General features: G+C 71.0%; 12 protein-coding genes. 10 read left to right on the forward strand and 2 right to left on the reverse strand.

All coding sequences use genetic code 11. The features are described 5' to 3' along the window. Window positions 1–42 precede the first annotated feature (42 nt). From bioB to N788_RS10505, 5 genes are read left to right on the forward strand one after another with little or no spacing between them, the layout of a single operon-like run. A complete protein-coding gene (gene bioB / locus N788_RS10485) occupies window positions 43–1,056 on the forward strand; it encodes a biotin synthase BioB (RefSeq protein WP_034224956.1) in 1,014 nt (337 codons plus the stop codon). 1 nt (window position 1,057) lies between these two features. Further along, the gene (gene bioF / locus N788_RS10490; RefSeq protein ID WP_034224806.1) at window positions 1,058–2,251 is read left to right on the forward strand and encodes an 8-amino-7-oxononanoate synthase; all 1,194 of its coding nucleotides are present in this window, start codon (window positions 1,058–1,060) and stop codon (window positions 2,249–2,251) included. Continuing rightward, window positions 2,248–3,024, forward strand: coding sequence for a pimeloyl-ACP methyl ester esterase BioH (gene bioH, locus N788_RS10495; RefSeq protein ID WP_034224809.1), 777 nt, complete (start codon window positions 2,248–2,250; stop codon window positions 3,022–3,024). The genes bioF and bioH overlap by 4 nt, the downstream gene beginning before the upstream one ends. Further along, window positions 3,021–3,896 carry a malonyl-ACP O-methyltransferase BioC gene (gene bioC, locus N788_RS10500; RefSeq protein ID WP_034224957.1) on the forward strand — a complete coding sequence of 292 codons (876 nt, stop codon included), beginning with the start codon at window positions 3,021–3,023 and terminating at the stop codon, window positions 3,894–3,896. The genes bioH and bioC overlap by 4 nt, the downstream gene beginning before the upstream one ends. Before the next feature lie 53 nt (window positions 3,897–3,949). Next, the gene (locus tag N788_RS10505) at window positions 3,950–4,666 is read left to right on the forward strand and encodes an META and DUF4377 domain-containing protein (RefSeq protein ID WP_034224812.1); all 717 of its coding nucleotides are present in this window, start codon (window positions 3,950–3,952) and stop codon (window positions 4,664–4,666) included. 13 nt (window positions 4,667–4,679) lie between these two features. On the opposite strand, the gene N788_RS10510 is transcribed toward N788_RS10505, so the two are convergent. Both N788_RS10510 and N788_RS10515 read right to left on the reverse strand, forming a co-directional pair. After that, complete coding sequence (locus N788_RS10510) at window positions 4,680–5,108, reverse strand: ketosteroid isomerase-related protein (protein WP_034224813.1); 429 nt, start codon at window positions 5,106–5,108, stop codon at window positions 4,680–4,682. 13 nt (window positions 5,109–5,121) lie between these two features. Continuing rightward, window positions 5,122–6,072, reverse strand: coding sequence for a pyridoxal-phosphate dependent enzyme (locus N788_RS10515; protein WP_034224815.1), 951 nt, complete (start codon window positions 6,070–6,072; stop codon window positions 5,122–5,124). 68 nt (window positions 6,073–6,140) lie between these two features. Between N788_RS10515 and pepN the strand changes: the two genes are divergently transcribed. The 5 genes from pepN (at window position 6,141) to N788_RS10540 (ending at window position 14,053) form a co-directional block, all read left to right on the forward strand. Next, window positions 6,141–8,750 (forward strand): aminopeptidase N, encoded by a 2,610-nt coding sequence (pepN, locus tag N788_RS10520; protein ID WP_034224817.1) that lies wholly within the window; start codon window positions 6,141–6,143, stop codon window positions 8,748–8,750. Between the two features lie 108 nt (window positions 8,751–8,858). Then, window positions 8,859–9,935, forward strand: a complete 1,077-nt coding sequence (locus N788_RS10525; RefSeq protein ID WP_034224819.1) for a hypothetical protein — start codon at window positions 8,859–8,861, stop codon at window positions 9,933–9,935. A gap of 426 nt (window positions 9,936–10,361) precedes the next feature. After that, window positions 10,362–12,239: a tRNA uridine-5-carboxymethylaminomethyl(34) synthesis enzyme MnmG gene (gene mnmG, locus N788_RS10530; RefSeq protein ID WP_034224821.1), complete on the forward strand. Its 1,878-nt coding sequence runs from the start codon at window positions 10,362–10,364 to the stop codon at window positions 12,237–12,239. A 17-nt stretch (window positions 12,240–12,256) separates the two neighbouring features. Then, on the forward strand, window positions 12,257–12,841 hold the full coding sequence (locus tag N788_RS14025; RefSeq protein WP_051924571.1) for a DUF2062 domain-containing protein: 585 nt from the start codon (window positions 12,257–12,259) through the stop codon (window positions 12,839–12,841). 9 nt (window positions 12,842–12,850) lie between these two features. Beyond that, window positions 12,851–14,053 carry a hypothetical protein gene (locus N788_RS10540; RefSeq protein ID WP_051924572.1) on the forward strand — a complete coding sequence of 401 codons (1,203 nt, stop codon included), beginning with the start codon at window positions 12,851–12,853 and terminating at the stop codon, window positions 14,051–14,053. Window positions 14,054–14,199 lie beyond the last annotated feature (146 nt).

The raw sequence follows: 14,199 nt of genomic DNA on the forward strand, positions 1-14,199 counted from the left end.
AGACTGCCGCTCTTGTTTTTCCCGCACCATCAGGGAATGCCCATGCCTGCCGTCATCCGACACGATTGGTCGCGCGAGGACGTCCTCGCCCTCTTCGACCTGCCCTTCCCTGAACTGCTATTCCGCGCCGCCAGCGTGCACCGCGAGCGGTTCGACCCGGCCGAAGTGCAGGTGTCGACCCTGCTGTCGGTCAAGACCGGCGGCTGCCCGGAAGACTGCGCCTACTGCCCGCAGGCCGCCCGGTACCACACCGGGGTCGAGGCGACGAAGCTGATGGACACCGAATCGGTGCTCGAGCGCGCCCGCGCCGCCAAGGCCGCCGGCGCCTCGCGCTTTTGCATGGGCGCCGCCTGGCGCAGCCCCAAGGACCGCGACATCCCCAAGGTCGCCGAGATGATCCGCGAGGTGAAGGCCCTGGGCCTGGAAACCTGCGCCACCCTGGGCATGCTCAAGGGCGACCAGGCCCAGGCCCTGCGCGCCGCCGGCCTGGACTACTACAACCACAACCTCGACACCGCGCCCGAGTTCTATGGCGACATCATCAAGACCCGGGAGTACCAGGACCGCCTGGATACGCTCGAACACGTGCGCGACGCCGGCATGAAGACCTGCTGCGGCGGCATCGTCGGCATGGGCGAGTCCCGCGACCAGCGCGCCGGTCTGCTGCAGGCCCTGGCCAACCTGCCGGCGCATCCGGATTCGGTGCCGATCAACCGGCTGGTGCAGGTCGAGGGCACGCCCCTGGCCGGAACCGCCCTGCTCGATCCGTTCGAGTTCGTGCGCACCATCGCCGCGGCCCGGATTATGATGCCGGCCTCGATGGTGCGGCTGTCGGCGGGCCGCGCCGAGATGAGCGAGGAGTTGCAGGCGATGTGTTTCCTGGCGGGCGCAAACTCCATTTTCTACGGCGAGAAGCTGCTGACCACCGGCAACCCCGACGTGGCCGCCGACCAGGCCCTGTTCGAACGCCTGGGCCTGCGGCCGATGCCGGTGGTGCACGAAAGCAAGACCGTGCACGCCGACATCGTCGAACCCACCGCCGGCTGCGCCGCCTGAGATGCCGCGCACCCGGTTCGCCGACCGCCTTGCCGCCGCCCGCGCCGACCGCGCGGCCCGCGACGCACTCCGGACGCGCCGTGAAATCGAAGGCCGCGAAGGCGCCCGCGTCCTGGTCGATGGCCGCCAGCTGACCAGCTTCTGCGGCAACGACTACCTGGGCCTGGGCCAGCACCTGGACGTGGTGGCGGCGATGCAGGAAGCCGCGGCCTGGCACGGCGTCGGCAGCACGGGTTCGCCCCTGGTCACCGGTCACCACGTCGAGCACGCGCTGTTCGAGCGCGAGATGGCCGCCTGGCTGGGCTACGAACGGGCGCTGTTCTTCTCCAGCGGCTACCAGGCCAACCTGGCGGTGATGCAATCGCTGCTCGAGGCCGGCGACACCTGCGTGCAGGACAAGCTCAACCACGCCTGCCTCATCGACGGTGCCCGCCTGGCCGGCTGCGAACTCAAGCGCTACCCGCACGCCGACGTCGAAGCGGCCATGCGCCAGCTGATGACGCGCCGCGACGGTGCCGCCATGCTGGCCACCGACGGCGTCTTCAGCATGGACGGCGACGCCGCGCCGTTGGCCGACCTGGCCCTGGTGGCGCGTGCGCAGGACGCCCTGCTCTACGTCGACGACGCCCACGGCATCGGCGTGCTGGGCCCGGAAGGCCGCGGCAGCCTGGCGGTCGCCGGCCTGGGCGCGCGCGAAGTGCCGCTGCTGCTCGTTCCGCTTGGCAAGGCCTTCGGCGGCCAGGGCGCGGTGCTGCTGGGCAGCGCGGCGATCATCGGCCACATCGCCGAAACCGCGCGCCCCTACCTGTTCTCCACCGCGCCGGCGCCGGCCATGGCCGCCGCCATGCGCGCCAGTCTCAAGCTCATCCGCACCGAATCCTGGCGGCGCGCCAAGCTCGCTTCGGTGGTGATGCGCTTTCGTCGCGGCGCCTCCGCGCGCGGCCTGCCGCTGCAGGAATCGTTCACGCCGATCCAGCCCATCGTGCTGGGTGAAAACGCCAAGGCACTGGCCGCCGCGCGCACGCTGGAAGAAGGCGGCTACCTGGTCACGGCCATCCGGCCGCCGACGGTGCCCGAAGGCCAGGCGCGCCTGCGCATCACGCTGTCGGTGGACCACAGCGAAGCCGATGTCGACGGCCTGCTGGTCGCGCTGGCCGACGCGGTGAAACCCGCCGCCGACCCGATCCCGGCATGAGCCTGTTCCATGCCGTCCACGGCCAGGGCCAGCCCCTGGTGCTGCTGCATGGCTGGGCCATGCACGCGGGCATATTCGCCCCGCTGGTACAGGCGCTGGCCGACGATTTCGAACTGCACCTGGTCGACTTGCCCGGGCACGGCCGCAGCGCCGGGGCCGGCGTGCCGTTGCGCCTGGACGCCGCGGTCGACGCGGTCATCGCCCGGGTGCCGGCGCGCGCGCTGTGGCTGGGCTGGTCGCTCGGGGGCCTGGTCGCGCTACGCGCGGCCGCGAACCACCCGGAGGCCCTGCGCGGCCTGGTGATGCTGGCCGCCAGCCCGCGCTTCGTGCGCGGCGACGACTGGCCGGTGGGCATGGACCCGGCGGTGTTCCGCGGGTTCGGCAGCGAACTGGGCCGCGACTACCGCGGCACGCTCGACCGGTTCCTGATGCTCGAAGCCCAGGGCTCGGACCACGTCCGCGACGAACTGCGCCTGCTGCGCAACGAAGTCTTCGCCCATGGCGAGCCCGGTGCCGACATTTTGCGCGAAGGCCTCGGCCTGCTCGAAACCAGCGACCTGCGGGCGGCGCTGCCGACCCTGGCCATGCCCAGCCTCTGGCTGGCCGGGCGCCGGGATCGCCTGGTGTCGCCGGCCGCCATGCAAACGGCGGCCGCGCTGGCGCCGGGCGCCCGCTTCCACCAGGTCGAACACGGCGGCCACGCGCCCTTCCTCACCCACGCCGACGACGTCGCCGGCGCGATCCGCGGCTTTGCCGCCGAGTGCCCGCCGTGAGCGAGCTGTTCGACCGCCGCCATCTGCGCCGGGCGTTCGGCCGGGCCGCGCCGAACTACGCCGCGGTCGCGGCGCTGCAGCGCGAAGTCGAAGCCCGCCTGCTCGAACAGCTCGATTACCTCGACGACCGGCAGCCGGCCCGCATCATCGACCTGGGTTGCGGCCCCGGCCGCGCCGCGGGCGCCATGAAGAAGCGTTGGACCGGCGCCGAGGTCATCGCGATCGACGCCGCGCTGCCGATGCTGCGCGAAGTCCCGCGCCACACCCGTTTCTGGCGCCCGGTGCGGCGGATCTGCGCCGACGTCGCGGCCCTGCCGCTGGCCGACCAGAGCGCCGACGTGCTTTTCTCCAGCCTGTGCCTGCAATGGGTCGAAGACCTGCCGGCGGTGCTGGCGGAGTTCCGGCGCGTGCTTCGCCCCGACGGCCTGCTGCTGTTCTCGACCTTCGGCCCCGGCACGCTGGTCGAGTTGCGCGAAGCCTACGAAAGCGTCGGCGAAGTGCCGCCGCTGTCGCCGTTCGCGGCCATCCAGCAGGTCGGCGACGCCCTGCTGGCCTCGGGCTTCAAGGATCCGGTGATCGATCGCGATCGCTACACGCTGACCTATCCCGACCTGCGCGCACTGATGCGCGAACTGCGTGCCATCGGTGCCGGCGACGCGCGCCACGACCGCCCGCGCGGCCTCGGCGGACGGCGGCGACTGCAGCAGGTCACCGCGGCCTACGAAACATTGCGCCACGACGGCGTGCTGCCCAGCAGCTGGGAAGTGATCACCGCCCAGGCCTGGGGTCCGGCGCCGGGTGCGCCGCGGCGGTTGGCCGGCGCCGATCTCGCCAGCTTCCCGGCCGACCGCATCCCGCGCCGCCGCCGCTGATTCGCCGACGGCGCTAGACTGCCCCGGACCCCCGGCTTCGATGGAGATCCGACATGCCTGCTTTCCGACTGCCCGCGCTCGCCGCGGCGATTGCCCTGACCCTGGCCGCCTGTGCCGGCCCGGTGCGTGACGTCCGCCCCGTGGCGCAGGAAGACCCGCTGCTGGGCCAGGACTGGCGTCTGGTCAAGGCGCCCGACGGTCGCAGCCTGCCCACCCAGGGCGCGGGCTCGGCGATGCTGCGCTTCTCGCCCTCGCGTTTCTCGATGACCGGCCCGTGCAACGACCATGGCGGCGCCTGGTCGCGCCAGGGCGATCAACTGGTGCTCGGCGGCGAAGCCGGTGCCATCGTCAGCACCAAGCGCGGCTGCCCGGGCGAACTGATGGCGCGCGAGTCGGCGCTGCTGACGGCGCTGCAGCAGCCGCTGACGCTTGATTTCGACCGTACCCGCCTGGCCCTGGTGGCCGCCGACGGTGCCCGCTGGACCTTTGACAGCCAGGACGTGCCCACCAGTGCCGGTCGCGAGCGCATCGTGCTGGTCTCCGGCCAGCGCAAACCGTGCACCGGCGTCGCGCCGATGCAGTGCCTGCAGGTCCGCACGGAGCCGGGCGCACCCTGGCAGCACTTCTACGGCGACATCGAAGGCTTCAGCTGGCAGGAAGGCGTGGACTACGTGCTGCGCATCCGCGAGTACACCGTCGCCACTCCGCCGGCCGATGGCAGTTCCCGCCGGTGGGTGCTCGAGGAAATCCTCGATCGCAGCAAGCCCTGATGCCCCGGCTCGCTCAGGCCGAGACCTGGGCGACCCAGTCCTCGAGGTTGTAGTAGTTGCTCACGCGCGCGATCAGTCCGTCGCGCACGTCGAAGAAGGCGCCGCCTGGCAGCACGTATCGCTGGCCGCTGGCGGGCGGCAGGCCTTCGTCGGTGGCCAGGTACTGGCCGTGCACGACGTATTCGGCGGCAGCCCGGTCGCCGGATTCATTGGCCATGACGACGATGTCGCGAAGCTGTTCGCGGTAGCTGCGTGACATCCTTGCCAGGAATTGCACGAAGGCGGCCTTGCCGCTTTCGCGGGCGCCCTGGTTCACGTCGTGGGCGACGTCGTCGGTCAGCAGGTCGAGCATGGCGGCGTCGTCGCCGCGGTTGAAGGCGGCGTAGTAGGCCAGCACCAGTTCGATGGCGCGGTCGGATTGGCGGGTGCCGTCGACGATCATGGCGTTTCTCGCTTTACCAGGGCAGGGCGTCGAGATCGACGTTGCCGCCCGAGAGGATAAGCCCGACGCGCTTGCCGGCGAAGTGCCCCGGGTGGCGGCGCACGGCCGCCAGCACGGTGGCCGACGAGGGTTCGATGACCTGTCGCAGCCGCATCCAGGCTTCCCGCATCGCCGCGACGACCTCCGCGTCCGACACCAGCAGCACGGTCACCGCGTGTTCGCGCAGCAGCGCCAGGTTGGGCGCCCCCAGGGTGGCGCGCAGGCCGTCGCAGAGCGTGTCCGGCACCATATCCGTGACGTGCCGGCCCTGGCGCAGTGATTCGAAGGCATCCGCGGCACCCTCGGGTTCGGCGGCGAACACCGCCAGGCCGGGCTGACGGCCGGCGGCGGCGATCGCACTGCCACCGGCCAGGCCGCCGCCGCCAAGCGGCACGACCAGCGCGTCCAGGTGACCGGCCTCGGCCAGCAGTTCCAGGGCCGCCGTACCCTGGCCGGCGATCACGTGCGGGTCGGCATACGGATGCACCAGCGTGGCGCCGGTTTCGGCCTGAAGGCGCGCGGTCGTCGACTCGCGTGCGGCCAGGGTGGGCGCGCAGCGATGCACGGTCGCGCCCTGGGCCTGGATGTTGGCCAGCTTGGATGCCACCGCGCCTTCGGGCACGACCACGTGGGCAGGGATGCCACGCACGCCCGCGGCCATCGCCAGCGCGGCGCCGTGGTTGCCCGACGAGTGCGTGATTACCCCGCGCGCGGCAACGGCGTCGTCCAGGGCCATCACCGCATTGCAGGCGCCACGGAACTTGAACGCACCCACGTGCTGCAGGTGTTCGGCCTTGAACAGCAGCGTCGCGCCGGCCCAGCGATCGAGTTCGGCGCAATGCAGCACCGGCGTGCGCACGGCATGCGGCGCGATGCGTGCGGCGGCCGCTAGCAGGTCGTCGAAGACAGGGGTGTCGTTTGGCATGGGCAGGGCTTCAGGAAGCGCGTGCTAGCCTAGCAAAAGTCTGCAGTTTCCCCGGATGTTCCATTTTTATGATCCAGTCCCGAGGCGATGGCCACGTCCATCTCGCCGACTACCGCGCACCGGCCTGGCGCGTTTCCTTGGCCGAACTTGAGTTCGAGCTCGATCCTGCCGCCACCGTCGTGGCGGCGCGCCTGCACCTGTCGCCGGACGCCGACCAGCCGGGCCAGCCCCTGGAACTGGACGGGGAAGGCCTGGAGCTGCTGTCGATCAGCGTCGATGGCCAATCGCTGCCGGCCGGACGCTTCGTTTACGACGGCCACCGCCTGACCGTGCACGGCCTGTCCGGCGACTGCGAGCTGGCCACGCGCGTGCGCATCCATCCGGAAAACAACACCCGGCTCGAAGGTCTCTACCGCAGCGGATCGCTGCTGCTCACCCAGTGCGAAGCCCAGGGCTTCCGCCGCATCACCTTCATGGCCGACCGCCCGGACGTGATGCCGCGCTGGCGGATCGTCCTGCGTGCGAACCGCGAGGCCTTCCCGGTGCTGCTGGCGAACGGCAACCCGCTGGCCAGCCAGGACCTGGGCGACGGCCGTCACGAAGCCACCTGGGAGAACCCGCATCCCACGCCGGCCTACCTGTTCGCCATCGCCGCCGGTCCGCTCGAACGCGTCAGCCGCCAGCTCCGGACCGCCGAGGGCCGCGACGTCGAGATCAACGTCTGGGCCGAGCCGTCCGACGTCCCGCGCTGCCAGTACGCCCTGGGCGCGGTCGAACGCGCGCTGCGCTGGGACGAAAAACGCTTCGGGCGCTGCTACGACCTGGACGTGTTCAATGTGGTCGCTGCCCAGGACTTCACCATGGGTGCGATGGAAAACAAGGGCCTGAACATCTTCAACGCCCGCTACATCCTGGCCGACGAGGCCACCGCCACCGATGCCGACTTCCTCGCCATCGAATCGGTGGTGGCGCACGAATACCTGCACAACTGGTCGGGCAACCGGGTCACCCTTCGCGACTGGTTCCAGCTCTCGCTCAAGGAAGGGCTCACTGTGTTCCGCGACACCGAGTTCAGTGCCGACCTGCACTCGCGTGCGCTCAAGCGCATCGAAGTCGTGCGGCTGCTGCGCGCCCGCCAGTTCGCCGAAGACGCCGGCGCGCTCGCGCACCCGGTGCGACCGGCGCGCTACAAGGAAATCAGCAACTTCTACACGCTGACCATCTACGAAAAGGGCGCCGAGATCATCCGCGTGCTGCACACCCTGGTGGGTGAAGAAACCTTCCGCGCCGGCATGGACCGCTATTTCGCCGAAAACGACGGCAAGGCGGCGACCCTGGAAGACTTCATCGACGCCCACGCCCAGGCCAGCGGCCGCGACCTGTCTGGTTTCGCCCGCTGGTACGCGCAGGCCGGCACGCCCACGGTGTCCATCGCCGCGGACTTCGACGAGGCCAGCGGCGACTACACGCTCACCATCGACCAGGCGACCCCGCCGACGCCTGGCCAGCCGGACAAGCAGCCGCTGGTCATCCCGTTGCGCTACGTGCTGTACGACGCCCAGGGCGCGGTCATCAGCGCCGCGCCGGAAGCCGACGCCCCGGTGCGCGACGGCCTGGTCGAGCTCAGCCAGGCACGCCACGTGCTGCGCTGGCGCGGCCTGCGCGGCAAGCCGCTGCCCGCCTTCAACCAGGGTTTCGCCGCCCCGGTGAAACTGCAGTTCGACTACGGCGTCGACGAACTGGCCCGCCTGGCCCGGCTCGAGCGCGATGCCTTCAACCGTTGGGACCTCATCCAGCAGTTGGCCAGCGAAGCATTGCTGGGGGATGCCGATGCGGAAGCGGCAACGGGCGCGCTTTCCGATGCCCTGGCAGACCTGCTGGCGGACGCCGGCGCCGACCCGGCCTTCGTCGCCGAGTGCCTGGCGCTTCCCGATTTCGACACCCTGGCCGAACAGGTCGCGGAAGTGGACGTGCAGGGCCTGGTCGGCCGGCGCGAAGAGCTGCTCGACCGCCTGGCCGAAGACCAGGTCGAACGCCTGCAGTCCCGTTACGAATCACTGGCCGCGGCAGCGCGCGAAGGCCTCTCGGGCCAGGCGATGTCCGCCCGCGCGCTGCGCAATGCCTGCCTGTCCTGGCTGACCCGGCTCGATCCCGAGGCCCGGCTGGCCCGGGCCCAGTTCGACGCCGGCGGCACGATGACCGAACGCATCGTGGCCTTGCGCTGCCTGCTGCATTTCCGTGCGCCTGGCGCCGAATCGGCCCTGGCCGCGTTCCGGGAAGCGCATGCGACCGATCCGCTGGTCACCGATAAGTGGATCGGCCTGGTGGCCACCCGCCCGCACCCGGAGGCCCTGGACGACGTGCGGGGGCTCATGGCCTCGACCTGGTGGAAGCCGGCCAACCCCAACCGCGTTCGTGCCCTGGTCGGCAGCCTGGCCCGGTCCAATCCGCTGGCCTTCCATCGCCGCGACGGCGGCGGCTACCAACTGGTCGCCAGCCAGGTCGCCGCGCTCGATCCGGTGAACCCCCAGGTCGCCGCCCGCCTGCTCGGGGCCTTCGAAAGCTGGCGTCGCTGGGCTTCGCCCCAGCGCGACCAGGCGCGCGAGGCCCTGGTTTCCCTGCAGGGGCGGCTGCAGTCGCCCGACGGTCGCGACCTGCTCGAGCGCCTCCTGGACTGACACCGGTTCGAACGAGCCGGTTCTTCACACCGCGCTGCCGTCCGGGCGAATTAAGGGGGTATTCACCCCCTGGCGCCAAGACTGCCCCGCATGACTCGGGGATATGCCATGAAACGCCTGTTCGCACTGCTCGTCCCGCTTCTCGCGCTAACCGGCTGCGCGACCTACGGGGATGGCTACTATCGCGACCGCACGGTCTATCGCGACGGGGGCTATTACTACCCCGCCTACGATGGCGAAGGCGACTACTACTACGGCGCCGACCGGGGCTACGACTACGATTACCACTACAGCAGCGGCATCGGTTACGGCTACGGCTACACGCCGTTCTGGGGCCTGGACCGCTACCGCTGCCGCAGCTATTACGGCTGCGTGCCGACCTGGGGCGGTTATTACCCGTATCACTATTCCCCGGGCTGGAGCTTTTCCATCGGCAACACCTGGGGCTGGGGCAATCTCGGCTGGTACGGTGGTTACAACTACTACCACCGCCCGCGCTATCGCGACCGCAACCCGCGTCCGGACTACCCGTACTACGGCAACGAAGGCAACTACGACCGCTGGCCGCAGCCGATGCCCAAGCCGCGCCCGGACCGCTACCGTCCCGTGCAGGACCGTGCACCGCCGGCGTCGCGCCCCGGTTACCCCGGCACCACGGCGCCGCGGCCGATCGTGCGTGGAGAACCGGCCCGCGACCCGTCGCTGCGGCCGGTGACCAAGCCGGCACCGGCCGTCGGTGGCCAGGCGCGGCCGAAACCGGACCCCGCGGACCGCTTCGACCGGAGTCCGCGTCCCTACACCAAGCCGGCCGAGGCCGGGCAAGGCGAGCCGCTGCCGCGGCCGCGCTATCGCCAGCCAGTGCGCGGCGAACCGATCAGCGCCCCGTATCCGCGCGCCAGCGCGCCGGTGCAGCCGGCGCCGGCCCGGGCAGGCGGTCCGCGCATGCGGTATCCGGAGCCGGTGCGGTCACAGCCGCGGCAGTCGGTCAGCCCGTCGGCCCCGGACCTGCGCCAGGCCCAGGGCGAACGCCGCATGCAGCCGCCCCGGCCAGCGCCCCAGGCCCGTCCGGCGCCCATGCCCCGGGCCGAGCCCATGGCCAAGCCGGCTCCGCGGCAGGCAGCGCCTGCGCCGCGCCCGCAAGTGAGAACCCGGTCACAAAACAGAACATCAGATGAGGAACAGTAGGGTCTTGGGGCCATTCGGGATTGCGTCACCCCGGACGGCGGAGCATCCTACGGACGCCGACTGACACTTTGCGTCACGTTGTGACGCAGGGGTGGTTGAACCCTCTGTTCGGCGTCCGGCATCAGGTCCCCTGGATTCCCCCTGTTCCAAGACCCGCCGGGCGCCGACTTTAACCCCGCAGCGCCGTGGACTTTCCGGATCGCTGCAGAAAGCCAAAAAAAAGGGCCTGGCGTTCCCCCCCGGGAACGCCAGGCCCTGGCATCCCTACCGCGCGCCTGACCAGCCCCTGTTCAGTCTGGTCGACGCCCCCCGGCGTTGGCCGCGGTAGGTGCCTTGGGGTTTAAGCAGGAAGCGTGCCAAGCAGATGCCAAGGTGCGCGGCCGATCCCCAGGGCGGATAATCGCGGCCCACCACCGGACTCCGACCATGCTCAGCTATGAAGTGATCGTCATCGGCGGCGGCCACGCCGGCACCGAAGCGGCCCTCGCGGCCGCACGGGCGGGTGCGCGCACGCTGCTGCTGACCCACAGCATCGAGACGGTCGGCCAGATGAGCTGCAACCCGGCCATCGGCGGCATCGGCAAGGGCCACCTGGTGCGCGAGATCGACGCCCTGGGCGGCGTCATGGCCCGCGCCGCCGACCTGGCCGGCATCCAGTGGCGCACGCTCAATGCCAGCAAGGGGCCGGCGGTGCGCGCGACCCGCGCCCAGGCCGACCGCGCGCTGTACAAGGCGGCGATCCGTCGTTTCGTCGAAAACCAGCCCGGGCTGACGCTGTTCCAGGCGGCGGTCGACGACCTGGTCATCGAAGCCGGGCAAGTGCGCGGCGTGGTCACCCAGTCCGGCCTGCGTTTCACCGCACCGGCGGTGGTGCTGACCGCCGGCACCTTCCTGGCCGGCCGCATCCATGTCGGCCTGCAGCAGCACCCGGGCGGACGCGCCGGCGAGGCGCCGGCGACGACGCTGGCGCAGCGCCTGCGCGAGGGACCGTTCGTGGTGGATCGGCTCAAGACCGGCACGCCGCCGCGCATCGATGGCCGCAGCCTCGACTACGCGGTGATGGCCGAACAGCCTGGCGACGATCCGCGTCCGGTGTTTTCCTTCCTGGGCAGCGTCGACGACCACCCGCGCCAGGTGTCGTGTTTCATCACCCACACCAACGAACGCACCCACGACCTGATCCGCGGCGGCCTGGACCAGTCGCCGATGTACGCCGGCGCCATCGAAGGCGTCGGCCCGCGCTACTGCCCGAGCATCGAGGACAAGGTGGTGCGCTTCGCCGACAAGGCCTCGCACCAGGTTTTCGTCGAGCCCGAAGGCCTGGACACCCACGAGGTTTATCCCAACGGCATTTCCACCTCGCTGCCCTTCGAGGTGCAGCTGGCCATGGTGCGTTCGATGCGTGGCTTCGAGAACGCCGTCATCACGCGTCCGGGTTATGCCATCGAATACGACTATTTCGACCCGCGTGGCCTGAAGGCATCGCTGGAGACCAAGGCCGTGGCCGGGCTGTTCTTCGCCGGCCAGATCAACGGCACCACCGGCTACGAGGAAGCGGCGGCCCAGGGCCTGCTGGCCGGCGTCAATGCCGCGCGCCTGGTGCAGCAGCGCGAGGCCTGGTCGCCAGGCCGCGACCAGGCCTACCTGGGCGTGCTGGTGGACGACCTGGTGACCCACGGCACCACTGAGCCCTACCGCATGTTCACCAGCCGCGCCGAATACCGGCTGCAGCTGCGCGAGGACAATGCCGACGCCCGCCTGACGCCGGTTGGTCGCGAACTGGGCCTGGTCGATGAAGCGCGCTGGGCGGCCCATGCCCGCAAGGCCGAGGCCGTGGCCGCCGAGCGTGCGCGCCTGCAGGCGATCTGGGCCACGCCGGGCGGCGCGCTCGCGCGCGAGCTCGAGGCCGGCACCGGCGTCGCGCTCAGCCGCGAATGCACCGCGCTGGACCTGATGAAGCGGCCCGAGCTCGACTATGCCGCCCTGATGCAGATGGCCTCGCTGGGTCCCGGCGTCGAAGACCCGGCCGTGGCCGAGCAGGTCGAGATCGGCGTCAAGTACGCCGGCTACGTCGACCGCCAGCGCGACGAAATCGAACGCCAGCGCCGCCACGAAGACACCCGCATCCCCGACGACTTCGACTACGCCGGCCTGCCCGGCCTGTCGGCCGAGCTGCAGGGCAAGCTGGCCGGCGTGCGTCCGGAAACCATCGGCCAGGCCCAGCGCATCCCGGGCATGACGCCGGCGGCGATTTCCCTGCTGCTGGTGCAGCTGGCCCGGCGCAAGGGTCGTCGCGTCGCCTGAGGCGACGCGACCCAGGCATGCCCGTTCGTTCGCATCCCCTGCATCGCCGCTGGCTGGCGCGCCGGCGCCGCCTGCGGCGCTGGCTGCGGCCGCTGCCGCGGCGCGCCAACATCGCGCGTTATCCGGTGATCAAATGGTTCGCCGAAGCCGCGCGCAAACGGCCCTACCTGTGGTCGTTCAAGCGCCAGCACGTGCTGGTGTCGCTGTATTCGGGCGCCGTGATCGCATTGATGCCGGTGTATGGCCTGCAGCTGGCGATCGGCCTGGCGGCGGCGATCTGGCTGCGAGGCAACCTGACGGTGATGGCCGCGCTGCAGATGGTGACCAACCCGCTGACCCTGGCGCCCATTTATTACGGCACGCACCGGCTGGGCGCCTGGCTGATCGGCCTGACCGGCTACGGCGAAGGCGCCAGCGCCGTCGGCACGCATATCAATGCCCTGGTGGTCGGGGGTCTCGTCGGCGGCCTGGGGTTCGCGCTGCTGCTGGACCTGGGCTGGCGGCTCGTTGCCTGGGAGGCACGCCGGTTCCGCACCCAGCTGGCGGCCCTGCACGAACACCTGGGCTACCGGCACGGTGACGGCGACGCCCCCGGCGGCTAGATTGTCGGCATGAAAACCGTCCCGTTCGCCTTGCTCCTGCTCGCCCTGCCGCTGCAGGCCGCCACCGTTTCGGAGTGGGCGCTGCCGGCGCCGCCGGAATCGGCCCAGCCCAACCTGTCGCTCGCCCCCGGCGGCGACCTCGTGCTGAGCTGGATCGAGCGGCGCGACGATGGCGGCCACCGGCTCGCCTATTCGCGCTACCCACGAGGCGGTGACTGGCAGCCAACGCAGGTGGCGGCCCAGGGCAAGGACTGGTTCGTGAACTGGGCCGACTTCCCGGCCCTGCAGGTGCTGGAAGACGGCAGCCTCTGGGCCCACGTGCTGGTCAAGAACGGCGACGCGCCTTATGCCTACGACGTGCGCCTGCAGGCTTCGCACGACGGCGGAAAAACCTGGCGCGAAATGCCCGCCGTGCACGACGACGGCACGCCCACCGAACACGGCTTCGCCACCCTGTGGCCGCAGCCGGGCGGGGGCCTGGGCATCGCCTGGCTCGACGGCCGGCACACCGGCGGCGGTGGCCATGGCGACCATGCCGGCCACGGCGGCGCCATGACCCTGCGCACCGCGGTGTTCACCGCCCAGGGCAAGCAGGCCGAAACCGAACTCGACACCAGCACCTGCGACTGCTGCCAGACCGACAGTGCGCGTAGTGGCGACGGCGTGCTGTTGGCCTATCGCGACCGCGCCGAGGGCGAGATCCGCGACATCGCCGTGGCGCGTTTCGAAGACGGCCGGTGGCAGGCGCCGGTGACCGTGCACGACGACCGCTGGATGATGCCGGCCTGCCCGGTGAACGGTCCGGCCATCGCGGCACGTGGCGACCAGGCCTGGGTGGCCTGGTACACCGCGGCGGGCGGTACGCCGTCGCTGCGACTGGCGCGGTCGGATACGGGTGGCCGCAGCTTCCAGGCGCCGACCATCGTCGCCCGTGGCGACAGCCTGCAGGGCCGCGTCGATGTCGCCGTGGACGCCTCCGGCGTCTGGACCGCGTGGATCGAAGAGCGCGGCGGCCGGCAATCGCTGTGGCTCACCCGCCATGGCCCCGACCTGGCCGCCGAACACCTGCGCCTGAAGGTGGCCGACCTGGCGGGCCGGGGCCGCGGCACCGGTTTCCCGCGGCTTCAGCTGCGCGGCGGCGAGGCCTGGCTGGCCTGGACCGAAATCGTCGACGGCAAGCCGCGCCTGCGTGGTGCCCGGGTCGCGCCCTGACCCTACCCGGTGGTATGGAACCGGCCTTTGGATTAATGTGGCCGGCAGCGGCTCAAGGGAGGGCGTGTGCACCGGTTCCCGCCGGCGCGCACGAAGGAGACCCTGGGCACGTGGTCATCTATCAAGTCCAAGTTTTCCAAGGAGTC

It is taken from the genome of Arenimonas donghaensis DSM 18148 = HO3-R19, from assembly GCF_000743535.1.
GTDB classification, from domain to species: domain Bacteria; phylum Pseudomonadota; class Gammaproteobacteria; order Xanthomonadales; family Xanthomonadaceae; genus Arenimonas; species Arenimonas donghaensis.

Bases quoted from the DNA above. Each gene is read 5' to 3' on its own strand.
- bioB (WP_034224956.1), top strand. From the start codon at position 43: ATGCCTGCCGTCATCCGACACGATTGGTCGCGCGAGGACGTCCTCGCC.
- bioF (WP_034224806.1), top strand. From the start codon at position 1,058: ATGCCGCGCACCCGGTTCGCCGACCGCCTTGCCGCCGCCCGCGCCGAC.
- bioH (WP_034224809.1), top strand. From the start codon at position 2,248: ATGAGCCTGTTCCATGCCGTCCACGGCCAGGGCCAGCCCCTGGTGCTG.
- N788_RS10505 (WP_034224812.1), top strand. From the start codon at position 3,950: ATGCCTGCTTTCCGACTGCCCGCGCTCGCCGCGGCGATTGCCCTGACC.
- N788_RS10510 (WP_034224813.1), bottom strand. From the start codon at position 5,108: ATGATCGTCGACGGCACCCGCCAATCCGACCGCGCCATCGAACTGGTG.
- N788_RS10515 (WP_034224815.1), bottom strand. From the start codon at position 6,072: ATGCCAAACGACACCCCTGTCTTCGACGACCTGCTAGCGGCCGCCGCA.
- pepN (WP_034224817.1), top strand. From the start codon at position 6,141: ATGATCCAGTCCCGAGGCGATGGCCACGTCCATCTCGCCGACTACCGC.
- N788_RS10525 (WP_034224819.1), top strand. From the start codon at position 8,859: ATGAAACGCCTGTTCGCACTGCTCGTCCCGCTTCTCGCGCTAACCGGC.
- mnmG (WP_034224821.1), top strand. From the start codon at position 10,362: ATGCTCAGCTATGAAGTGATCGTCATCGGCGGCGGCCACGCCGGCACC.
- N788_RS14025 (WP_051924571.1), top strand. From the start codon at position 12,257: ATGCCCGTTCGTTCGCATCCCCTGCATCGCCGCTGGCTGGCGCGCCGG.
- N788_RS10540 (WP_051924572.1), top strand. From the start codon at position 12,851: ATGAAAACCGTCCCGTTCGCCTTGCTCCTGCTCGCCCTGCCGCTGCAG.